General features: G+C 69.7%; 18 protein-coding genes. 13 read left to right on the top strand and 5 right to left on the bottom strand.

Annotation, left to right across the window (positions count from 1 at the left end; all coding sequences use genetic code 11):
* Positions 1–28 precede the first annotated feature (28 nt).
* Both VGJ24_RS11075 and VGJ24_RS11070 read left to right on the top strand, forming a co-directional pair.
* On the top strand, positions 29–445 hold the full coding sequence (locus VGJ24_RS11075; protein WP_331500641.1) for a DUF7144 family membrane protein: 417 nt from the start codon (positions 29–31) through the stop codon (positions 443–445).
* 219 nt (positions 446–664) lie between these two features.
* On the top strand, positions 665–3325 hold the full coding sequence (locus VGJ24_RS11070) for a LuxR C-terminal-related transcriptional regulator (protein WP_331500640.1): 2661 nt from the start codon (positions 665–667) through the stop codon (positions 3323–3325).
* 17 nt (positions 3326–3342) lie between these two features.
* Here the strand turns inward: VGJ24_RS11070 and VGJ24_RS11065 are convergent, their stop codons facing one another.
* Entirely contained in the window at positions 3343–3822 is a 480-nt protein-coding gene (locus VGJ24_RS11065) for a potassium channel family protein (protein ID WP_331500639.1), read from the bottom strand.
* Between the two features lie 291 nt (positions 3823–4113).
* On the opposite strand from VGJ24_RS11065, the gene VGJ24_RS11060 reads away from it, so the two are divergent.
* Together VGJ24_RS11060 and VGJ24_RS11055 are read left to right on the top strand one after the other, a co-directional pair.
* Positions 4114–4491 carry an SHOCT domain-containing protein gene (locus tag VGJ24_RS11060; protein WP_331500638.1) on the top strand — a complete coding sequence of 126 codons (378 nt, stop codon included), beginning with the start codon at positions 4114–4116 and terminating at the stop codon, positions 4489–4491.
* 127 nt (positions 4492–4618) lie between these two features.
* Complete coding sequence (locus VGJ24_RS11055) at positions 4619–6160, top strand: arylsulfatase (RefSeq protein WP_331500637.1); 1542 nt, start codon at positions 4619–4621, stop codon at positions 6158–6160.
* Between the two features lie 39 nt (positions 6161–6199).
* On the opposite strand, the gene VGJ24_RS11050 is transcribed toward VGJ24_RS11055, so the two are convergent.
* From VGJ24_RS11050 to VGJ24_RS11040, 3 genes are all read right to left on the bottom strand, one after another.
* The gene (locus VGJ24_RS11050) at positions 6200–7696 is read right to left on the bottom strand and encodes a CYTH and CHAD domain-containing protein (RefSeq protein ID WP_331500636.1); all 1497 of its coding nucleotides are present in this window, start codon (positions 7694–7696) and stop codon (positions 6200–6202) included.
* A gap of 113 nt (positions 7697–7809) precedes the next feature.
* Positions 7810–8895, bottom strand: coding sequence for a sensor histidine kinase (locus tag VGJ24_RS11045; RefSeq protein ID WP_414691056.1), 1086 nt, complete (start codon positions 8893–8895; stop codon positions 7810–7812).
* On the bottom strand, positions 8888–9583 hold the full coding sequence (locus VGJ24_RS11040; RefSeq protein ID WP_331500634.1) for a response regulator transcription factor: 696 nt from the start codon (positions 9581–9583) through the stop codon (positions 8888–8890). Before VGJ24_RS11040 ends, VGJ24_RS11045 begins: the two co-directional genes overlap by 8 nt.
* Positions 9584–9694: 111 nt before the next feature.
* On the opposite strand from VGJ24_RS11040, the gene VGJ24_RS11035 reads away from it, so the two are divergent.
* The 3 genes from VGJ24_RS11035 to vanX are packed head-to-tail and all read left to right on the top strand — an operon-like array spanning position 9695 to position 12301.
* On the top strand, positions 9695–10663 hold the full coding sequence (locus VGJ24_RS11035; protein WP_331500727.1) for a D-isomer specific 2-hydroxyacid dehydrogenase family protein: 969 nt from the start codon (positions 9695–9697) through the stop codon (positions 10661–10663).
* Entirely contained in the window at positions 10656–11696 is a 1041-nt protein-coding gene (vanA, locus tag VGJ24_RS11030) for a D-alanine--(R)-lactate ligase (protein WP_331500633.1), read from the top strand. The genes VGJ24_RS11035 and vanA overlap by 8 nt, the downstream gene beginning before the upstream one ends.
* The gene (gene vanX, locus VGJ24_RS11025) at positions 11693–12301 is read left to right on the top strand and encodes a D-Ala-D-Ala dipeptidase VanX (protein ID WP_331500632.1); all 609 of its coding nucleotides are present in this window, start codon (positions 11693–11695) and stop codon (positions 12299–12301) included. Before vanA ends, vanX begins: the two co-directional genes overlap by 4 nt.
* Here vanX and VGJ24_RS11020 read toward each other — a convergent pair.
* Entirely contained in the window at positions 12277–12765 is a 489-nt protein-coding gene (locus tag VGJ24_RS11020; RefSeq protein WP_331500631.1) for a MarR family transcriptional regulator, read from the bottom strand. The genes vanX and VGJ24_RS11020 overlap by 25 nt on opposite strands.
* Before the next feature lie 89 nt (positions 12766–12854).
* Between VGJ24_RS11020 and VGJ24_RS11015 the strand changes: the two genes are divergently transcribed.
* From VGJ24_RS11015 to VGJ24_RS10990, 6 genes are read left to right on the top strand one after another with little or no spacing between them, the layout of a single operon-like run.
* Positions 12855–15848 carry an FAD-binding and (Fe-S)-binding domain-containing protein gene (locus tag VGJ24_RS11015; RefSeq protein WP_331500630.1) on the top strand — a complete coding sequence of 998 codons (2994 nt, stop codon included), beginning with the start codon at positions 12855–12857 and terminating at the stop codon, positions 15846–15848.
* Positions 15845–17641, top strand: coding sequence for a thiamine pyrophosphate-requiring protein (locus VGJ24_RS11010; RefSeq protein ID WP_331500629.1), 1797 nt, complete (start codon positions 15845–15847; stop codon positions 17639–17641). The genes VGJ24_RS11015 and VGJ24_RS11010 overlap by 4 nt, the downstream gene beginning before the upstream one ends.
* Positions 17628–18764, top strand: a complete 1137-nt coding sequence (locus VGJ24_RS11005) for an enolase C-terminal domain-like protein (RefSeq protein ID WP_331500628.1) — start codon at positions 17628–17630, stop codon at positions 18762–18764. Before VGJ24_RS11010 ends, VGJ24_RS11005 begins: the two co-directional genes overlap by 14 nt.
* Entirely contained in the window at positions 18757–20541 is a 1785-nt protein-coding gene (locus tag VGJ24_RS11000; RefSeq protein WP_331500627.1) for a glycoside hydrolase family 15 protein, read from the top strand. Before VGJ24_RS11005 ends, VGJ24_RS11000 begins: the two co-directional genes overlap by 8 nt.
* On the top strand, positions 20525–21550 hold the full coding sequence (locus VGJ24_RS10995) for an SDR family oxidoreductase (RefSeq protein WP_331500625.1): 1026 nt from the start codon (positions 20525–20527) through the stop codon (positions 21548–21550). Before VGJ24_RS11000 ends, VGJ24_RS10995 begins: the two co-directional genes overlap by 17 nt.
* Positions 21547–21882, top strand: coding sequence for a hypothetical protein (locus VGJ24_RS10990; protein WP_331500623.1), 336 nt, complete (start codon positions 21547–21549; stop codon positions 21880–21882). The genes VGJ24_RS10995 and VGJ24_RS10990 overlap by 4 nt, the downstream gene beginning before the upstream one ends.
* Positions 21883–21893: the final 11 nt, after the last annotated feature.

The raw sequence follows: 21893 nt of genomic DNA, 5'->3' as shown, positions 1-21893 counted from the left end.
ACGCCGGCGACACGAGTGGAGGGAACACATGAGCAACACCTCACCCGGAACGGGCTACCGCGACACCCCAGGCGTGTTCGCGTACGGGATCACCACCTTCGCCGGGATCCTGCTGGCGATCACCTCCGTCTTCCAGATCCTCGAGGGCATTGCCGCAGCGGCCAACGACACGGTCTACGTCCGGGGGTTGGACTACACCTACAAGTTCGATGTGACGGCCTGGGGCTGGTTCCACATCATCATCGGAGCCATCGGCCTCGCCACCGGTATCGGCGTGGTGGTGGGCCAGACCTGGGCCCGGCTGGTCGGCATCGCGATCGCCGGACTGGCCATGATCACCAACTTCATGTTCATCCCGTACTACCCCTTCTGGTCGATCGCCATCATCGCCTTCGACGTGTTCGTGATCTGGGCGCTGTGCTCGCAGATCAAGTACGACGACTAGGACGACGACCCGGACGCCACCGTCTCGAGGGCCTCGTGAACCTCACCCGTCACGGGTGAGGTAGATCGACGCTGTCCGCTTCTACAGTCGGAGACGGAGACGGACACGGGGGACGGACCTCGGTCGAGGACGCGCCCAGAGACCAGGTGTCCGCACGGAGGTAGAACGGGCTCGGTCTGGCCCGTCCACCCGTGCGCCCTGGCGAACGGGGAGGGTGACGTGACGGGTCCGAGAACAGCCCGACCGGGCCTGGTCGGGCTGGAGCACGAGGCACTGCTGGACGTCCCCCGGCTGCCCCGTGTGTACGTGCCGCGGACCCAGCTGTGGCAGCGGCTCGACGAGGCGACAGACAACCCGTTGACCCTGCTCGTCGGGCCGATGGGCTCGGGGAAGACGCTCGGTGTCAGTGGGTGGGTCCGGCTCGGACGAACGCCTCTGGATCCGGACGACAGGGATGACGCGGTCTGGCTCCACGCTGAGCAGGACCTGGGTCCGGACGATCTCGGCCGGGTGCTCGACCGCGCCGACGGGCGCCGGACTCCGCCCCTGGTCATCGTCGATGACGCCCACCTCCTGCCGGCGGCCACGCTGCGCTACGTCGACAGCCGGCTCGACGCACAGCCCGAGACCATGCGGCTGCTGCTCGTCTCGCGGTGGGATCTCCCGGTCACCCGGCTCGGTCCCGAGCTGCTCGGACATCTCACGGTCCTCCGGGGCGAGATCCTGCGCCTGACCGAGCCGGAGTCAGCGGTCCTCGTCGCCGAGCACTCACGCAGCGACTCGGCCGAGGTGGCCCGCATCATCATGGCCCGGACCGAGGGCTGGTGCGGGGCCACGGTGCTCGCGGCCCGCGCGGTGGGGAACTCCTCGGACCGTCTCGCCGCGGCGAGGCAGTTCGAGACGCAGGATCTGGTCGCGACCGACCGGGTGGCGTCCGAGGTGTTTGCGGCCTTGCAGCCTCGCGAGCGGCATCTGCTGCTCACCGTGGCCGGCAACGACGTCGTGACCGTGGAGACGGCCGCCCACCTCTCGCACGACGCGGGCGCCGGCCAGGTGCTCTCCGGGCTCGAGACCACCGGACTGCTCGTGACCCACCTCGGCGCCTCGCCCCACCAGCGCGACGAGGACGAGATCGAGATCGCCGGATCGCGAGACCGCTATCGCATCCATCCGCTGATGGCAGAGGTGGTACGTCGCCGCATTCTCGCCGGTGGGATCGAGGTGGACCGGGCGAAGTCGGCCGTCCTGCGGGCGGTCCGGCTGGACATCGCGCGAGGCGAGGCACGGCCCGCCTTCCGCCGGCTGATCGCGCTGAACCTTCCGGAGCACGCGGCGGCCCTGGTCGCCAGCGACGGACACTCGCTCCTCATGCACGGCGACCACGCGGCCCTGCGCGGGTTCGCCCGGCGGTTCCCTCAGACGGTCGACGCCCATCCGGGCGTGTGGTTCTGCCTGGCCCTCGAGAGATGGTTCAACTCCGACATCGAGGGCGCCATCACCTGGCTCGACCGCCTGCTGCGTGACCTGCCGAACGAGGCCCGGAGCGGCGGTGAGTTCGAGGCCCAGATCGCCTGCGTCCGGATGATGCGAGGGAGGCTCGGCCTCGAGTCGCTCGACGCCGCCGTCGATGACGCCGAGGGTGTCGTGAGTGGCGAGGTCGGCCTGGGTCCGCCACGCCTGGCCCTCCTCCACCTGCTCCATGAGCTCGGGCTGAACCAGACCTGGCTGGGCAGGCTCGATGCGGCCGAGGAGAGCCTGACCGACGCCGTACGGCTCAGCCAGGCGTGGAACATGCCCGTGCACGCGATCACGGCGATGTCCCACCTGGCCCTGGTTTTCTTCCTCCAGGGCAAGGAGTCGCAGAGCCTGCGGCTGGCCACCACGGCGCTGGAGGAAGTCGAGCAGGGTGTCCCGTGGCGGCCCGTGCTGGCCGAGCACCGGGCCCTTCTCGTCGGTCAGCTCGCGAGGTTCTCCGCACTCCCCTTCCCCCAGACGATCGAGGACCTGCCGCACACCACCGAGCAGGTGCACCCGTCCGACCTCAGCGTGAAGTTCTGGACCCGGATGCGCGACGCACGCCTCGCCCTGATGGACGGAGCGGTGATGGCGGCCGAGCGGATCATCTCAGAACCCGTCGAGACGCCGCACCCCCCGCCGTACCTGCGCGCCGTCCTGTATGTCGAGCGCGGTTTCCTCACGGCTCTGGCCGGCGACCACCACGGTCTTCTGGGCCTGGCCACGTCCCTCGACGACCTCGGGTGGCCCGGCGAAGGGGAGCTGCTTCGTGGGCTCGCTGCCGACCTGGGCGGTGACCAACGCACAGCAGCCCAGCACTTCGCCGACGCGGCCGCGCACGTCCGACTGGTCCAGCCGCCCTGCCGGGCGCTGGCTCTCGTCTGCGAGGCGCAGCTGCGCGACGCGCTCGGGGAACACGCCGCGGCCCTGGACCTCCTCCGGACTGCGGTCGTGGTCACGGAGGTGCGCGGCAACGCGGTGCCGTTCCTGGGCTGGACCCGGCAGGGCACGTCGATGCACGTCCTGCTCGAAGGACTGCAGAAGGAGAGCGCCGACCCGTGGGTCGACCAGCTGGTCGAAGCCACCCGCGGCCTGCCGGGCATGAGCGAGGTCCTCGGGCCGTGGACGGCGACGGTCGAGGAACGCCAGGTCGTCCCCGACACCGCCGTGCGCCCGGCGCTGAGTCCCCGCGAGCGCGACGTCCTCCGCGGGCTGGCGCGCGGGGCGACGTACGCCGACATCGCGGCCGCGTTGTACCTGTCGGAGAACACGGTCAAGACCCACGTCTCCAGCCTGTACGGGAAGCTCGGAGTCAGGCGTCGCAGCGACGCCCTTGCCGTGGCGCGCACCCTCGACCTGCTCTGAGGGGAGGGGGGTCGACCCTAGTGGTGCTCACGGCGGCTCGCGGCCCTCGACGCGGCCGTTCTCTTGACTCGTGCGGTGAGCGTGCTGGCCGCGGCGGTGACCACCACGACGTCGAACACCATCTGCACGAGCACGACTCCCCGGGCCAGCTGCCCTTCCGCGTGCACGTCGCCGTACCCGATCGTCAGCATGGTGGACATGGTGAAGTAGAGCGCGTCCAACCTGGTGTGGAGCCCCGAGATCTCACCGGGTTCATGCAGTTCGAGCGCGTAGAAGCCGAGCGCGAAGACCAGGACGCCGACCGCCAGAGCCAGCACCAACCCGTCGACGCGGTGGTCGTCCACGAAGAGCTGGAGGCGGATCTGGACCGCGACGGCGTAGGACAGCGCGGCCAGCACCACCACGCTGACCACGACGCGGACAAGCGTGTCGCGTGCCGGGCCGGACTGGACCGGCACGGCGAAGTAGAGGATGACGACGAGCGCAAGTCCCGTCACAAGACGACCCCATCGCCACCACGCGTTCACGTCGAGAACCTGGCCTGCGCCGCCGCTGGATGCGTCACCCACAACGGGTGAGTATCCCGGGCGCCGGGACGTCGACGCTGTCGGACATGCGAAATGGACGTGGTGCTGCCGGTGTTGGGGGTCGTCATCTTCGGCAACGGCTCGGTGGGCTGTGAGGCGAGTTGCCGGGAAGGTTCATCCGAAGAGGGTGAGACCGGTGCGCCCCAACAGATGTATTCATGAGACCTCACGGCCTCGAACCCCGAAGGAGAAGCAGCCCCGATGAGTTTCTGGGACATCATCTGGTTCATCATCGTCAGCTTCGCGTTCATCGCGTACCTGATGGTGATGTTCAACATTCTCGGCGACATCTTCCGCGACAAGGGCATGTCCGGGGGTCTGAAGGCGGTCTGGGTGATCTGCCTGATCTTCCTGCCGTTCCTGACCGCGCTGGTCTACCTGGTCTCCCGCGGTCAGGGGATGGCCGAGCGTCAGGCCGAGTCGGTGGGCCGGATGCGTGAGGCGCAGGACGCCTACATCAAGTCCGTCGCGACGAGTACGTCTCCGTCAGACCAGATCGCGCAGGCGAAGGCACTGCTCGACGCGGGCACCATCGACCAGACGGAGTACGACGCGCTGAAGGCCAAGGCACTGGCCTGACCGCCCGCACCGGTCACCTCGCGGGCAGCGGACCTCCCCCGACTCACCCGAGTCGGGGGAGGCGAGGCGCGCCCACGTGGGGCAAGCGTCGACCCGCGACGTGATCCGACCGACGAAGGAGGGCGCCGTGCCTGACGGGAAGCCGAACATCCTGGTCATCTGGGGTGACGACATCGGGATCAGCAACCTCAGCTGCTACAGCCACGGCGTCATGGGCTACCAGACACCGAACATCGACCGGGTCGCCCGCGAGGGCATGATGTTCACCGACTCGTACGGCGAGCAGTCCTGCACCGCCGGGCGCTCGTCGTTCATCACCGGGCAGAGCGTCTTCCGCACCGGCCTGAGCAAGGTCGGGATCCCCGGTGCCGACATCGGGCTCAGGGCCGAGGACCCGACCATCGCCGAGCTCCTCAAGCCGCTCGGCTACGCCACCGGCCAGTTCGGCAAGAACCACCTCGGCGACAAGAACGAGTTCCTGCCGACCGTGCACGGGTTCGACGAGTTCTTCGGCAACCTCTACCACCTCAACGCCGAGGAGGAGCCGGAGCGACCCAACTGGCCGTCGACCGAGGATTTCCCCCGGTTCAACGAGATGGCGCGGCCACGCGGGGTGATCCACTCGTGGGCGACCGACGAGGACGACGACACCGAGCAGGGCAGGTACGGCCGCGTGGGGAAGCAGCGCATCGAGGACACCGGCGCCCTGACCAAGAAGCGGATGGAGACCATCGACGACGAGACGATCGCCGGCTGCCAGGACTTCATCCAGCGGGCCCATGCCGCCGAGACGCCGTTCTTCGTGTGGATGAACACCACGCACATGCACGCCTTCACCCATACCAAGCCCGAGAGCGTGGGTCAGGCAGGTCGCTGGCAGTCGACCTACCACGACACGATGATCGACCACGACAAGCATGTGGGCCTGCTGCTCGACCAGCTCGACGAGCTGGGCATCGCCGACGACACGATCGTGGTCTACTCCACCGACAACGGCCCGCACATGAACACCTGGCCGGACGGCGGGATGACGCCGTTCCGAAGTGAGAAGAACACGAACTGGGAGGGCGCGTTCCGCGTGCCGCAGCTGATCAGGTGGCCCGGACACATCGAGCCCGGCGTGGTCTCCAACGAGATCGTCCAGCACCACGACTGGCTACCCACGTTCCTGGCGGCGGCCGGCGACGACCATGTGATGGACGACCTGAAGTCCGGCAAGTCCATCGGTGACATGACCTACCGGGTGCACATCGACGGCTTCAACCTGCTGCCCTACCTGACCGGGCAGGAGGAGAAGAGTCCGCGCATGGGCATGGTCTACTTCTCCGACGACGGCGACTGCCTCGCGCTCCGGTTCGACAACTGGAAGGTCGTGTTCATGGAGCAGCGGGTCGAAGGGACGCTCCAGGTGTGGGCCGAGCCGTTCGTGCCGCTGCGCGTGCCGTTGCTCTTCAACCTGCGCACCGATCCGTACGAACGCGCGCGGATGACCTCGAACACCTACTACGAGTTCGTCCTCGAGAACGCCTACCTGGTGTTCGCGGCGCAGATCGTGATGACCCAGTTCCTGGCCACCTTCCAGGAGTTCCCACCCCGCCAGAAGGCGGCAAGCTTCACCATCGACCAGGCGATGGAGAAGCTGGAGGCGATGCTGACCAGCGGTCACTGACGCGGGCCATGCACCGGCGCTGCTGGCCGCGCTCCACCCTCACCGTCGAACCTTCTTCCACGTACGTCGGAACGTGCCCTCGTGCTCGGCGAGCGCAGCCTCGAGCCGCGTGGTGAGGACGCCGTAGGTGAAGGTGTCGCGTCCGTCGTCGCGCGCAGCGTCCGCGAGCAGGAGGACCTGGTCGACGGCGACGAGCGTGTCGTGGTGTGCGCCCAGGCTGGGCTGGATCCTCTTCGCCGCTTTCGCGATGTCGCGTGCCTCGGTCCCGAGGACCGGCCGCAGAACCTCGGCGGTGTACCGAGCCCTCTTGGCGGCATTGCGGACCTGATGCAGCAGTTCCGGTCGCTCGGTGTCGTCCGCGGTGTCGGCCTTCGCGACCGCCCGCTCGACCCGCTCCCACTCGTGGCGCAACACCTTCGGAAGGCCCTGACGCGCTCGACGATCGCGCCGAGCGGACCAGGGAGGCCCGGCCTGCCACGAGTCCAGGGTGTCGACGAGCGAGAAGTACCGCTCGGTGGCCATGGCCTCGAGCACCTGCTTGTGGGCCGACCGGCGCGCCGGGCGCAGGCGGCCGTCGATCCATGGCCCGGGTCGCCCGCGCACGAGGCGCGGGGGCTGGGCCAGCACGAGTGCGCTGAGCCGCGACTGCAGGACCTCGAGGTCGCGTGGGCGGCCGAGGATGTCGCCGATCCAGCGCAGCTCCTCTCGGACCGGGCCGGTCACGGTCGTGTCGAAGCTCGCGTCGAACGTGGTCAGCGCGGCGCGCAGCCGGCGGAACACCAGACGCAGCTGGTGCACCGCGTCGGGAAGGTCGGCGCGCGCCAACGGGTCGAGTCGGTGGAGGTCGACGGTGAGGGAGGCGACGTACCCGGTGAGGAGCTCGTGCTCGGTGGCGCGGCTGGGCACGCTACGACGGTCGTGGGACGGAGCCTCAGCATCGATCTGCAAGAGGCGACCGAACTTGGACGTCGCGGTCGACACGTGGGCTCCCTGCTTGCGCAGGCGCGTGCGGAGCGCCTTGAGCAGACGCGGTCGCGCCGCGTGCACCTCCACCTCCCACTCGCGCCAGGAGTGCTCCTCGTCGCCGTCGGGTCCGGTGCGCGTCGCCACGACGCGGTCGTCGCAGATCTCGGCGAGGACCGACTCGTCGGCGTCCATGAGGGAAGCCATGGTCCGCTCGGTCACCACGGTGGCGACGGGTGCCAGCGGTCGGTCGCGCACCACGCCCTGGACCACTCGTCGCAACGCCAACGGCGGCGTGCGCGTGCTGCGGCCCAGCGCTGCCTGGATCTCCTGACGGGCGCCGCTCACCGGGAGCTTCAGGTGCCAGCCCTCGTCCTCGCCGCCGGCCCGCCGGCGCAGGGTGATGCCGCGCCGAGCCAGTGCCAGGTCGTCGGTGTCGAAGTAGCGGGCCTCGAGGAGGAACGTGTGCGGACCTTCCACGCGCTCCACACCCGGGAGGTCCGCGACCTCCGGGAGGGCCACGTCGTCGGCCACGTCGTACTTGGTCTCGACCTCACGGTGGCCAGCGGGCATGGCTCCGTTCTAGCGCACCGAGGTGAACACCAGGCGCCGCGAGGACTCTGATCTGGACTGGGTCACCCGCCCACCATCGGCGCCCGGCCTGTCACCGGCCTGTCACCGGCCCGTCACCGGCCCGACGCGCCCCTGACACGACCGGGCAGCTCCACTGTGACCTGCAGCCCGCCGGCGGGTCTGGGGGTGAGGGTGAGGACTCCGCCGTGTGCTTGCGCGATGCTCTGGACGATGGCCAGGCCGAGGCCAACACCCGCCTGGTCGGCGTGTATGCGCTGCGTGCCGCGCTGGAAGGGCTCGGCAAGCGTGGAGACGAGTTGTGGGCTGAGCTTCTCGCCGGTGTTCTCCACGGTGAGCACCACACTCGTGGGGTGAACGCCTGTGGTGACCCACACGGTGCCGTGGTCGGACAGGTTGTGGACGATGGCGTTGTGCATGAGGTTCGTCGTCATCTGCAGCAGTAGCGCGGGTGAGCCCATCGTGGAGGCCATCACGCCGCAGGTCTCGATGGTGACGCCATGCTTCTCGGCGAGGTGGAGGAGCGTCTCGGTGGCTTCCTCTGCTGCCAGCGACAGGTCGACCGGTTCCCGGGTGAAGGATCGTTGGCCGGCGCGAGTGAGGAGGAGCAATGCTTCGGTGAGGTCGATCGCTCGGCTGTTGACCGCGTGGAGGCGGTCGACGAGCTCGCCGCCGTCGCGGTTCGGGTCCTGTCGGGCGAGGTCCAGAAGGGTCTGCGTGATCGCCAGCGGGGTGCGGAGCTCGTGAGAGGCGTTGGCCGTGAACCTCTGCTGTTCGGCGTCGTGGGCTTCGAGCCGCGTGAGCATGGCGTCGAAGACGTCGGCGAGCTCGCGGAACTCGTCGTGGGGGCCCTCCATCTCGATCCGGTGGGAGAGCGATCCGTTCGCGGCCATGCGTGTCGCGTCGGTGATGCGAGCCAGGGGGGCGAGCATCTGGCCCGCGAGGATCCAGCCTCCCAGGAGACCGAACACCAGCAGGAACGCCAGCACGATGGCCGCGGTCGGAGCGAAGGCGTGGAGGAGGTCGTCGTGGCTGCGCACCACGAAGATCACACCAGGGTGCACACCACGCGAAAGCGAGAAGTACCCGACCGCGAGCAGCACCATCCCGGCGAGCATGAGGAACCCGGCATAGCTGAGGGTGAGCTTGAGGCGAACACTCAACCCGGGCGCTCTAGCCATCGTCGCCCCCCACGCCTCCGGCGTCCGGTCCGGAGTCGATGCGGTATCCGACCCCGGGCACCGTGGCGATCAGCCAGGGTTCGCCGAGCCGTTTGCGCAGCGCGGAGACCGTGATCCGTACGGCGTTGGTGAACGGGTCGGCGTTCTCGTCCCATGCCCGCTCCAGTAGCTCTTCGGCGCTGACGACGCCGCCTTCGGCGGCGACGAGGACTTCGAGCACCGCGAACTGTTTGCGGGTGAGCGCGACGTAATGGCCGTCGCGGTAGACCTCGCGGCGGAACGGATCCAGCCGTAGACCCGCGATCTCTCGCACGGGTGGCCGGTGGTGGGCGCGCCTGCGGTCGAGTGCTCGGAGTCGGAGCACGAGCTCTCGGAGCTCGAACGGCTTGGTGAGGTAGTCGTCGGCGCCGAGCTCGAAACCGGATGCCTTGTCGTCGAGCCGGTCGGCGGCGGTGAGCATGAGGATCGGCATGCCGCTGCCGGAGTCGACGATGCGTTGGGCGATCTCGTCGCCGGAAGGGCCGGGGATGTCGCGGTCGAGAACGGCGATGTCGTAGGTGTTGACGGCCAGCAGCTCCAGCGCCGTGTCACCGTCACCGCCGATGTCGGCGGCGATCGCCTCCAGGCGCAAGCAGTCGCGGATGGCCTCCGCCAGAAAGGGCTCGTCCTCCACGATCAACACCCGCACTACTAGATGCTACGAGGCTCCGCATTTCGTCGGCATATCGGAAACCGCATACGTGCTGGCAACACCAGGCTGCCTTCACTGGGGTTCGTGACCTGCACCGAACCAGCACACGTGGCTGCCCCCGGCATCACCGTCTACGGGTGCGCGCGGGACGAGGCCGAGCTGTTCTGTGAGCTGGCGCCTCGCTTCGGAGTCATGCCGACCCTCACCGAGGCGGCGGTGACCGAAGCCAACGTGGAGCTGGCACTCGGAGACCGATGCATCAGCGTCGGCCACAAGACGCCGATCACGAACCCCACTCTCCGTGCGCTCGGCCGAGCCGGCGTGAGGTACCTCTCCACCAGGAGCATCGGCAACGACCACATCGACGTCAGGTACGCCGAGAGCCTCGGCATCTGTGTCGAGGGTGTCACCTACTCGCCCGACAGCGTCGCGGACTACACGCTGATGTTGATGCTGATGGCGGTACGGCACGCCAAGTCCGTCATCGGCCGGGCCGACACCCATGACTTCAGGTTGAACGACGTACGCGGCAAGGAGCTGCGCGATCTCACCGTCGGGGTGGTCGGAACGGGTCGCATCGGCTCCGCCGTCGTGGACCGGCTGCGAGGTTTCGGCGGCCGGGTGCTGACCCATGACAACCGTCCCCAGGACCTGGCAGGACACGTTCGTCTCGATGAGCTGCTGGAGCAGAGCGACATCGTGACGCTCCACACCCCGCTCACCGCGGACACCCACCATCTCCTCGACCGCCGTCGGATCGAGCAGATGAAGCAGGGCGCGGTCATCGTCAACACCGGACGCGGTGCACTCCTGGACACCGAGGCCCTCGTGTCAGCACTGGAGAACGGCAGCTTGGGGGGTGCGGCGCTGGACGTCCTCGAGGGGGAGGAAGGGGTCTTCTACGCCGACCTCCGGAACAGACCCGTCGTCAGCACACCGCTCCTGCGGCTCCAGGGGATGCCGAACGTGCTGATCAGCCCGCACACGGCCTACTACACCGACCACGCCGTGCGCGACATGGTCGAGAACACCCTCACCAACTGCCTGAGATACGAAAGCAGGAACCGGCGTGGATAGGTTGAAGATCGGAGTCGTGTTCGGAGGAAGCTCTGAAGAACACCCCATCTCCGTCAAGTCCGCGCACGAGGTCGCCATCAGCCTCGACACGGAGAAGTACGAACCGTTCTGGATCGGGATCACGAACGACGGAGCGTGGAAGCTGTGTGACGGCCCGGGCACGAGCTGGGAGAACGGCAACGGCCGTCCGGTTGTGCTGTCACCGGACAGAAGCGCACCCGGCTTGCTCGTCCTGGACAACGGGCAGTACGAGACGATCGGCCTCGACCTGGTGTTCCCCGTCCTGCATGGCAAGCTCGGCGAGGACGGCGCGATCCAGGGTCTGTTGGAGCTGTCCGGCATCCCCTACATCGGCTGCGATGTCCAGAGCTCCGCGGTGTGCATGGACAAGTCCCTGGCCTATGTCGTCGCTCGAAGCGCGGGCATCGCCACGCCGAACTTCTGGACCGTGACGGCGAGTGAGCAGGTCGTGCCCGACCAGTTCACCTATCCGGTCTTCGTCAAGCCGGCTCGCTCGGGCTCGTCGTTCGGCGTCAGCAAGGTGACTCGAGAAGAGGAGCTGCTCGCTGCGGTCCAGGCAGCACGGAAGTACGACTCGAAGGTGCTGGTCGAAGAGGCTGTCGTCGGAAGCGAGGTCGGGTGCGCCATCCTGAGCGAACGATTCGGGCTGGTGGCCGGCGAGGTCGACCGGATCGCTCTCACGCACGGCTTCTTCAAGATCCACCAGGAGAAGGAACCAGAAAGCGGTTCCGACAACTCCACCTTCATCGTTCCCGCGGACATCTCGGCCGAGTCTCGCCTGCTCGTCCAGGAGACGGCCAAGACCCTGTACCGGGCCCTGGGCTGCAGAGGCCTGGCCCGGGTGGACCTGTTCCTCCAGGAGGACGGGACGGTGGTGCTCAACGAGGTGAACACGCTGCCCGGCATGACCTCCTACAGCCGCTACCCGCGGATGATGGCGGCCGCAGGGCTGCCGCTCTCCGAGGTGGTCGACCGCCTGGTGTCGCAGACACTGTGCGGGAAGCAGCGATGAACGCCGACTTCGTCTTCGTCGACGAGGTCGTGCCCGGCATCCGGTGGGATGCCAAGTACGCGACGTGGGACAACTTCACCGGCAAGCCGGTGGACGGGTACCTGGCCAATCGCGTCATCGGTACGCAGGCGTTGTGCGCAGCCCTGGACCGGGCGCAAGCGGAGGCCGCACGCCGTGGCTTCGGCCTGCTCCTCTGGGACGGCTACCGCCCGCAACGCGCCGTGGACCGCTTCCTTCAGTGGGCACACGAACCGGAGGACGGCCGCACGAAGCAGCGCCACTACCCCAACATCGACCGGGCCGCGATGTTCGAGCAGGGATACGTCGCCACCAGGTCGGGCCACAGTCGGGGCAGCACCATCGACCTCACGCTGTACCACCTGGCCACCGGTGAGCTCGCCCAGATGGGCGGTGACCATGACCTGATGGACACCATCTCGCATCACGGAGCACGGGGAATCACAGAGGTCGAGGCCAGAAACCGTGCGCACCTTCGTTCAGTGATGGAGGCGTGTGGTTTCAGTGCCTACGACTCCGAGTGGTGGCACTACACCTTGAAGGACGAACCTCACCGGGACACCTACTTCGATTTCCCGGTCGCGTAGGCAGCGGGACGCTGGAGCGAGTCCCTGGCGATGGCGTCGGCCGCTTCGTCGAACGTCGTGAAGCCGCGTACCGCCTCGCGCACGGACCGGTCGGACATGCGGTCGAGCACGCGCCGGATCTCGGTCCGCCGGGCATCACGAACGGCCTCGACCTGTCGCCGGCCGGCAGGGGTGAGTTGTACGTCGACCGCCCGGCCGTCGTGCCGTGCCCGGGTGCGCGTGACCAGACCCAGTCCGGCCAGGCGTGAGCAGTGGCGGCTCGCGTTGGACTGGTCGACTCCGAGCTGCTCCGCCACGTCGTTGACCGAGAGAACCTCGTGGCTCTCCACGAGGACGAGGACCCGGTGCTGGGCGACGGTCAGGTCCACCGGACCGGCGGCAACCGAGCGGACGGCGATGGCCAGGAGAGCGCCACTGGCCGCCGTCAGGGCTTCGGCCGACGTCGCGCGCTCGTCGCGATCCATGACCCGAAGGTTACATGCGCACACGCATATACAGGGCAACGGTGGGTACGACGGCGGTGTTCGGGTACGGGTCGGCCGGGAGGAGGGTGATGGCGCTGTCACGCACAGATCTCGCGACGACGGTCCCGGGGGTCGTCGCGGCGTTGCGCGAACGCATCGACGGTGAGGTGCGGTTCGACGACGGGTCACGCGCGGCGTACTCCACGGACGCCTCGAACTTCCGGCAGGTCCCGATCGGCGTCGTGGTGCCGCGCACCATCGAGGCCGCGGTCGAAGCAGTCGGGGTCTGCCGCGAGCACGACCTGCCGATCGTCAACCGTGGCGGGGGGACCAGCCTGGCCGGACAGTGCACGAACGAGGCGGTCGTGCTCGACTTCACCAAGTACTGCCACCACGTCGTGTCGGTCGACGAGGAGAGCCGGCGGTGCGTTGTCGAGCCAGGCATCGTTCTCGACGTCCTGAACCGACACCTGGCGCCGACCGGGCTCCGGTTCGGCCCGGAGCCGGCGACCCACCAGAACTGCACGCTCGGCGGGATGATCGGCAACAACTCCTGCGGCGCGACCGCACAGCGCACCGGCAAGGTGGTCGACAACATCGCCTCGCTCGACGTGCTGCTGTACGACGGCACGCGGTTCACCGCACGGCGTACCGACGACCGTGACTACGAGGTCATCGAGCGGACGGGAGACCGCCGCTCCCAGATCTACCGGACCCTTCGTCGGATGCGCGAGGAGCACGCTGACCTGATCCGCGAGCGCTATCCGGACATCCCGCGCCGGGTGTCGGGCTACAACCTCGACTCTCTGCTCCCCGAGCACGGTTTCGACCTGGCCGGCTTCCTCGTCGGGAGCGAGTCCACGTTGGTGACGATCCTGCACGCCGAGCTGGAGCTGGTGCCGGTCGTCAAGGAACGCACCCTCGTCGTCCTGGGGTTCGACAACATCGCCGCCGCCGCCGACGCCGTGCCCGACATCGTCGAGCACGACCCGATCGCCCTCGAGGGTGTCGACCACTACCTGATCCACGACGAGCAGCTGAAGGGGATGAACCACCAGGCCCTGGAGGAGCTGCCGAAGGGGGACGGCTACCTCATGGTCCAGTTCGGCGGTGACACGACCGAGGAGGCGGACCGCAGGGCACACGCGATGCTCGACGCGCTCGGTGAGACCGAGCACGACCCGGACGTCGCCCTCATGGACGACCCGACCCGCGAGGACGAGCTCTGGCAGGTGCGTGAGGCGGGGCTGGGCGCGACCGCGCACGTGCCCGACCGCCCCGACACGTGGGAGGGCTGGGAGGACTCCGCCGTGCCGGTCGACCGGCTCGGCGACTATCTGCGCGACCTCCGGGCGCTCTACGAGGAGTTCGGCTACGCCTCCGACGTGGGGCCCAGCCTGTACGGCCACTTCGGTCAGGGTTGCGTGCACACCCGGATCCCCTTCGACCTCTACACAACCGAAGGAGTCGCGACGTACCGCCGCTTCCTGGAGCGTGCGGCGGACCTGGTCGCGTCGTACGGCGGTTCGCTGTCCGGCGAGCACGGCGACGGTCAGACCCGCGGAGAGCTGCTCCCGCGGATGTTCGGCCAGGAGGTCGTCGAGCTCTTCGAGGACGTGAAGGCCCTCTTCGACCCCCAGGACCGGATGAACCCGGGCAAGGTCGTCCACCCGGCTCCGCTGGACCGGCACCTGCGGTTCGGCGGGCACTGGGCTCCGCGCGACCTGACGCCGCTGTTCTTCGCCTATCCCGACGACGGGCACTCGTTCGGGCAAGCCGCCAGCCGCTGTGTCGGGGTGGGCAAGTGCCGCAAGCACGAGAACGACGGCGGGACGGTGATGTGCCCGTCGTACCAGGTGACCCACGAGGAGGAGCACTCCACGCGGGGCCGCGCCCGGCTCCTCTTCGAGATGCTGGACGGACATCCCGACGGCACCGTGACCGACGGCTGGAGGTCCCAGGAGGTCAAGGAGGCGCTCGACCTCTGTCTGGCCTGCAAGGGCTGCAAGAGCGACTGCCCCGCCAACGTCGACATGGCGACGTACAAGGCGGAGTTCCTCGCCCAGCACTACCGACACCGGCTGCGCCCGCGGGCCGACTACACCACGGGCTGGCTGCCCGCAGCCGCTGCGCTCGTGGCCCGGACCGGGACGGCCACGGCGATCAACGCCGTCACCTCCCAACGGCTCGCGGCGCGGGCTCTCACCCGGGCCGCCGGCCTCGAGCCACGACCGATCCCCGCGTTCGCGCCGGAGACCCTCCAGCAGTGGTGGCGCCGTCGCGGTCGCGTGGCGGCAGACGCCCACCGGCCGGCGACGCGAGGCAGGGTCCTGCTCTGGCCGGACACGTTCACCAACCACTTCCATCCCCAGGTCGGCCGGGCCGCCGTCGAGGTGCTCGAGTCGGCCGGCTGGGACGTCGTCGTGCCGACGGAGAGCCTGTGCTGCGGACTCACCTGGATCTCGACGGGACAGCTCGGTGTGGCTCGCCGCGTCCTGCGGCGGACGATCCGCCGGCTCGCGCCGCACGTCCGCTCCGGTGGTCTCGTCCTCGGCCTCGAGCCCAGCTGTACTGCGGTCTTCCGGTCGGACATGCACGAGCTCTTCCCCGATGACCAGGACGCGAACCGGCTGAAGGACCACACGGTCACGCTCGCCGAGCTGCTCACCCAGCACACCGACGGCTGGGCGCCGCCGCGCGCGACGTACGACGCACGGGCGATCGCCCAGGTCCACTGCCACCAGCACGCGATCATGAAGTGGGACGCCGATCGCGACCTGCTCGAGAGGGCCGGTGTCGACGTCGAGCGGCTCGACTCCGGCTGCTGCGGCCTGGCTGGCAACTTCGGCTTCACGGCCGGTCACGGCGACGTCAGCCGCGCTCTGGCCGAGCAGACGCTGCTGCCGCGGATCCGCCAGGCGAGCGACGACACCGTCGTGCTCGCCGACGGGTTCTCGTGCCGCACCCAGATCCACGACCTCGACAGCGGGGGCCGGGAGGGCGTGCACCTCGCCGAGCTCCTCGCCGACCTGCTGCGGGTCGGTCAGGACGTCACATCCCCACCCCGAGGAGGAACACCATGAGCACCACCGTCGCCGACCGTCTGCTCGAGCGTCTTCGCGAGTGGGGGGTGGAGCAGGTCTTCGGCTACCCCGGAGACGGCATCAACGGCCTCCTTGGCGCGTTCTCCCGGGCCGACGACCAGCCCCGGTTCATCCAGGCACGGCACGAGGAGATGGCGGCGTTCGAGGCCGTCGGCTACGCCAAGTTCGGCGGCGGGCCTGCGATCTGCATGGCGACCTCGGGCCCGGGGGCCATCCACCTGCTCAACGGCCTGTACGACGCGAAGCTCGACCACGTCCCGGTGGTCGCGATCGTCGGCCAGACGAACCGGACCGCGATGGGCGGGAGCTACCAGCAGGAGGTCGACCTGCTCAGCCTGTTCAAGGACGTCGCCAGCGACTACGTGCAGATGGTCACGGTCCCCGAGCAGCTCCCCAACGTGCTGGACCGCGCCATCCGGGTGGCGACCAGCCGGCGTGCTCCGACGGCCGTCATCATCCCGAACGACGTGCAGGAGCTGGAGTACGAACCACCCACGCACGCCTTCAAGATGGTGCCGTCGAGCGTGGGCACGAGCTGGCCCACCGTCGACGCCGACGACGCGGCCGTCCGGGCCGCGGCCGACATCCTCAACGCAGGCTCGAAGGTCGCCCTGCTGATCGGGCAGGGTGCACGCGGCGCGGCCGACGAGGTCGTGCAGGTCGCCGAGCTGCTGGGCGCCGGCGTCGCCAAGGCGCTGCTCGGCAAGGACGTGCTCTCCGACGAGCTGCCGTTCGTGACCGGCTCCATCGGGCTGCTGGGCACCCGGCCGAGCTACGAGATGATGCAGGACTGCGACACCCTGCTGACCGTCGGGTCGAACTTCCCCTACACGCAGTTCATGCCCGAGCTCGACCAGGCGCGCGCCGTCCAGATCGACATCGACGGCACCCTGATCGGGATGCGCTACCCCTACGAGGTCAACCTCGTCGGCGATGCGCGAGCGACTCTGCAGGCGCTGATCCCCAGGCTGGAGCGGAAGGAGGACCGGGGCTGGCGCGAGGGGATCGAGAAGAAGGTCACCCGCTGGTGGGAGGTGATGGACGCCGAGGCGCACGTCGCCGCCAAGCCGATCAACCCGATGCGCATCTTCAGCGAGTTCTCCGAGCAGGCTCCCGAGAACTGCCTGATCGCGGCCGACAGCGGCTCGGCCGCCAACTGGTACGCCCGGCAGGTGCGGATGCGCGGCACGATGCGCGGCACGCTCTCGGGCACCCTGGCCACGATGGGTCCGGCCGTGCCCTACGCCATCGGCGCCAAGTTCGCCCACCCGGACCGGCCGGCGATCGCCTTCGAGGGTGACGGCGCGATGCAGATGAACGGCCTCGCGGAGCTGCTCACGATCGCGCGCTACCACCGGGAGTGGAGCGACCCGCGGCTCGTCGTCGCGGTCCTCCACAACAACGACCTGAACCAGGTCACCTGGGAGCTTCGAGCCATGGGCGGCACCCCGCGGTTCGTCGAGTCGCAGGCGCTCCCCGACACGTCGTACGCCGACTTCGCCGCCTCGATCGGGCTCGGAGCACTGACGATCACCGACCCGGAACAGCTGGCGGACGCCTGGCGGCAGGCACTGACCGCCGACCGGCCGTTCGTGCTCGACGTGCACTGCGACCCCGACGTCCCGCCCATCCCGCCGCACGCGACCCTCGAGCAGATGACCGACATGGCCGCCGCGTTGATCAAGGGCGACACGTCGAGGTGGGGAGTGATCAAGGAGGGGCTCAAGACCAAGGCCCAGGAGCTCCTGCCGAACGCCCATGCCGACACCTGAGCGAGCGGCGGGTCCCGACGTCCCGATCACCTCGGTCGAGGCGTCGGCGTACACGATCCCCACGGACCGCCCCGAGGGCGACGGAACGCTCACCTGGGACGCCACGACCTGGGTCCTGGTGACGGTGCGCGTCGGCGATCCCGCGCTGCCGAGCGGACTGGGCTGGAGCTACGCACCGGCTCCCGCCGCCGCGGTCGTGCGCGACCTCCTGGCCGACGTGGTGGTCGGACGGTCGGCCCTCGACGTCCGCGGCACCTGGGAGGCCGTGGTGCGCGCCGTACGGAACGCCGGTCGGCCAGGGCTGGTGTCGATGGCGATCTCGGCGGTCGACACGGCTCTGTGGGACCTCGAGGCACGGCTGCTCGGGCTGCCGCTGCACCGTCTGCTCGGCTCGGTCCGCGACGACGTACCGATCTACGGCAGCGGCGGCTTCACCACCGATCCCGAGGACCTGCTGCGTGAGCAGGTCGACGGCTGGGTCTCGCAGGGCATCCCGCGGGTGAAGATCAAGATCGGGGAGTCGTGGGGAGGCAACGCGCGGCGCGACCTCGAGCGGGTGCGGCTGGTGCGGCAGACCGTGGGCCCCGACGTCGAGGTGTACGTCGACGCCAACGGCGGCTACACGGCCCAGCAGGCAGTGCGGCTGGGACGATCCCTGGACGAGCACGGGGTGACCTGGTTCGAGGAACCGGTCAGCTCCGACGATCACACGGGACTCAGACGGGTACGAGAAGGTGTGACACCCGACGTCGCCGCCGGCGAGTACGGCGACAGCCTTGCGTACTTCGCCCACCTGCTGGCCGGCGAGACCGTCGACTGCGTGCAGGTGGACGTCACTCGGTGTGGTGGCTACACCGAGTGGCTCCGCATCGTCGCGCTGGCCGCGGCGTACGGCCTCGAGGTGTCCGGGCACTGCTCCCCCGCACTGCACGCGCCGGTGGCGATGGCCACGCCGAACCTGCGACACCTCGAGTGGTTCGAGGACCACGTACGCATCGAGGAGCGGTTCCTCGACGGCTTCCCGACACCCGAGGACGGCGCGATCATGCCGCCCGACTCGCCGGGACACGGCCTGGCCGTCCGGACACCCGACCTCGCGGCGTACGGCGGTCGCTGTGGCTGAGCCCCGGCTGACCACGAGCCCGGAGACCCTGCGCCAGTACGCACTTCTGGCCGACGGCGAGCGCGGGGCGCTGATCGGACCGCGCGGCGACGTGGCTTTCCTCTGCGCACCGAGATGGCACGACGACGCCGTCTTCAGCGACCTCCTCGGGGGTCGTGGCACGTACGTCGTGCGTCCTGCCGGCCGGCGCTTCACCTGGGGTGGGAGCTATGAGGCCGGGAGCCTGATCTGGCGCAGCCGTTGGACCACCGGGGCGGAGGTCGTCGAGTCCCGGGAAGCCCTCGTCTTCCCGGGGGAGCGCCGCCGGCTGACGTTGCTGCGCCGGGTCGAGGCGGCGCGGGGGCCGACCCGGGTCGCGGTCCTCCTCGACTGCCGGGCGGGGTTCGGAGCCGAGCGGATGCGACTGCGCCGAGGAGATGACGGGATCTGGACCGGCCGGACGGGCGCGCTGCACCTGCGCTGGAGCGGCGTACCCGGCGGCGGTGCCGTGGACGTCGCCCGTGACGGCTCGACGTACCTCGAGCTGGACGTGGCTGCCGACGAGCACCACGACCTGGTCCTCGAGGTCTCCGACGGAGCCTTCGACGACGACCCGCCCGACCCGGACCGCGCGTGGCACCTGACCGAGGAGGCGTGGCGCAGGGCCGTGCCGCGTGGCGACGACTCGCTCGCCCCCCGCGACGTCGCCCACTCCTGGGCGGTCCTGCGCGGCCTGACGAGCCGCGACGGCGCGATGGTCGCGGCGGCCACCACGTCGTTGCCCGAGCGTGCGGAGCAGGGTCGTGACTACGACTACCGCTATGCCTGGATCCGCGACCAGTGCTTCACCGGACAGGCCGTCGCCGTCGCCGGCGGTGGCGGCCTTCTGGACAGCGCAGTCGGTTTCGTCCGCGACCGGTTGCTGGACGACGGACCGCAGCTGGTTCCGGCGTACACCACCGACGGGGACCCGGTCCCGGAGCAGCGCCCCCTCGACCTCCCGGGCTACCCGGGCGCGCCGGACGTCCGAGCGGGCAACCAGGTGCGTGGCCAGTTCCAGCTCGACGCCTTCGGCGAGGCGCTCCTGCTCTTCTCTTCCGCGGACCGCCTGGACGCCCTCGACGCGGAGGGCTGGAAGGCGGCCGAGGTGGCGGCCGACGCGATCGCCCAACGGTACGACGAGCCGGACGCCGGCATCTGGGAGCTCGCGCCGCGACGGTGGGCCCACTCCCGCCTGGCCTGCGTGGCCGGGCTGCGGTCCGTCGCGGCCCGGCGTCCGGACCGGTCCGCCGACTGGGCGGGGCTCGCCGACCGCATCCTGGCCGACGTCTCGCAGGACTCCCTCCACCCCGACGGACGGTGGCAACGCGCTCCGGACGATCCGGAGGTCGACGCCTCGCTGCTGCTCCCCGCGCTTCGAGGGGCCGTCCCCGCAGACGACCCACGCACCGTCGCGACGTGGAAGGCCGTGGTCGACGAGCTGGCCTGGGACGGTTACGTCTACCGGTTCCGCCAGCAACCAGGGCCGCTGCACGAGGCCGAGGGTGCGTTCCTGCTCTGCGGCTTCCACCTGGCGCTGACCTCGCATCAGCAGGGCGACGTGCGCGGCGCCCTCCGCTGGTTCGAGCGCACCCGCGGGGCGCTCGGACCGCCCGGCCTGTTCACCGAGGAGTTCGACGTCGTGCAGCGCCAGCTGCGCGGCAACCTGCCGCAGGCATTCGTCCACGCCCTCCTGATCGAGAGCGCCCACACCCTGACCACCGACACAGCCGGGAGCACCCATGAGCAAGGATTCTGACGCGTCGCGCGTCGTCGTCGTCACCGGCGCGTCCGGCGGCATCGGCCGCGCCACCGCCAAGCTGTTCGCCGAGCGAGAGGCGACCGTGGCCCTGCTGGCTCGTGGCGAGCGTGGACTCGACGGCGCCCGGGCCGACGTCGAGGCGCTCGGCGGCACCGCGGGTGTCTACGCGGTCGACACCGCGGACGCGCAGGCCGTCGACAAGGTCGCGGCCCAGGTCGAGGAGGATCTCGGCGAGATCGACGTCTGGGTCAACGTCGCGTTCACCTCGGTGTTCTCGCGCTTCGTCGACATCGAGCCCGAGGAGTTCGAACGGGTCACCAAGGTGACCTACCTCGGCTTCGTGAACGGAACTCGCGCCGCGTTGCGTCGGATGATGCCTCGAGACCGCGGCACGATCGTGCAGGTCGGGTCCACCCTCGCCTACCGCGGCATCCCGTTGCAGAGCGCCTACTGCGGCGCCAAGCACGCCACCCAGGGTTTCCACGAAGCTCTTCGCACCGAGCTGCTGCACGACGGCAGCAACGTCCACGTCACGATGGTGCAGATGCCCGCGGTCAACACCCCGCAGTTCTCGTGGGTCCTCTCCCGGCTGCCGCACCAGGCGCAGCCGGTGCCGCCGATCTACCAGCCCGAGGTCGCCGCCCGGGCTGTCGTGTACGCGGCCGACCACCCGCGGCGGCGCGAGTACTGGGTCGGCGAGACCACCGCCGCGACCCTCCTCGTCAACGCCGTCGCTCCGGGCCTGCTCGACCGCTACCTCGCCCGCACCGGCTTCGGCGCCCAGCAGACCGGCCAGCCCAAGCCTCCGGACCAGCCGGCGAACCTCTGGGAGCCGGCGGACGGCGCGGACGGGCGAGACTTCGGTGCCCACGGGCTCTTCGACGAGCAGGCCCACAGCCGCTCGCCGCAGGTCTGGGCCTCCCAGCACCACCGCACGGTGTACGCCGCAGGGCTGGCGCTCCTGGCCGGGGCGACCGCCGCGATGGTCCGGGCGGCACGTCGGTGAGGCCGGCCACCGCGGCCCGGCTGGTGCTGGGAGGCCTGTGCCTCGCCGCCCCGGGCCGGCTGCTCGACGCCATCGGCGCACCGGACCGTGGCGACCCCCGGACCTGGATCATCGTGCGGGTCCTCGGCGGCCGACTCCTCGCCCAGGGAGTGGCCGACCTGGCCCTCGGAGCCCGCACCCGCGTCCCGGACATCGTCATCGACGCGACGCACGCGGCGACCATGGTCGCCGCGGCAGCTCGTAGGCCGGACCACCGGCGGTCCGCGATGGTGAGCGCGGCCCTGGCTACCGGGACCGCAGGGCTCGATCTCGTCGCTCAGCCTGCGCCGTAAGTGGCGGCGAA

It is taken from the genome of Nocardioides sp. (genome assembly GCF_036493135.1).
Classification (GTDB): domain Bacteria; phylum Actinomycetota; class Actinomycetes; order Propionibacteriales; family Nocardioidaceae; genus Nocardioides.
The sequence above is the reverse complement of the archived record's forward strand: the minus strand, read 5'-3'. Positions and strand labels throughout refer to the sequence as shown.

Coding starts and splice junctions, on each gene's coding strand:
- VGJ24_RS11005 (WP_331500628.1), top strand. CDS start 17,628: ATGCCGACACCTGAGCGAGCGGCGGGTCCCGACGTCCCGATCACCTCG.
- VGJ24_RS11045 (WP_414691056.1), bottom strand. CDS start 8,895: ATGGCTAGAGCGCCCGGGTTGAGTGTTCGCCTCAAGCTCACCCTCAGC.
- VGJ24_RS11015 (WP_331500630.1), top strand. CDS start 12,855: ATGGCGCTGTCACGCACAGATCTCGCGACGACGGTCCCGGGGGTCGTC.
- VGJ24_RS11075 (WP_331500641.1), top strand. CDS start 29: ATGAGCAACACCTCACCCGGAACGGGCTACCGCGACACCCCAGGCGTG.
- VGJ24_RS11050 (WP_331500636.1), bottom strand. CDS start 7,696: ATGCCCGCTGGCCACCGTGAGGTCGAGACCAAGTACGACGTGGCCGAC.
- vanX (WP_331500632.1), top strand. CDS start 11,693: ATGAACGCCGACTTCGTCTTCGTCGACGAGGTCGTGCCCGGCATCCGG.
- VGJ24_RS11010 (WP_331500629.1), top strand. CDS start 15,845: ATGAGCACCACCGTCGCCGACCGTCTGCTCGAGCGTCTTCGCGAGTGG.
- VGJ24_RS11020 (WP_331500631.1), bottom strand. CDS start 12,765: ATGGATCGCGACGAGCGCGCGACGTCGGCCGAAGCCCTGACGGCGGCC.
- VGJ24_RS10995 (WP_331500625.1), top strand. CDS start 20,525: ATGAGCAAGGATTCTGACGCGTCGCGCGTCGTCGTCGTCACCGGCGCG.
- VGJ24_RS11060 (WP_331500638.1), top strand. CDS start 4,114: ATGAGTTTCTGGGACATCATCTGGTTCATCATCGTCAGCTTCGCGTTC.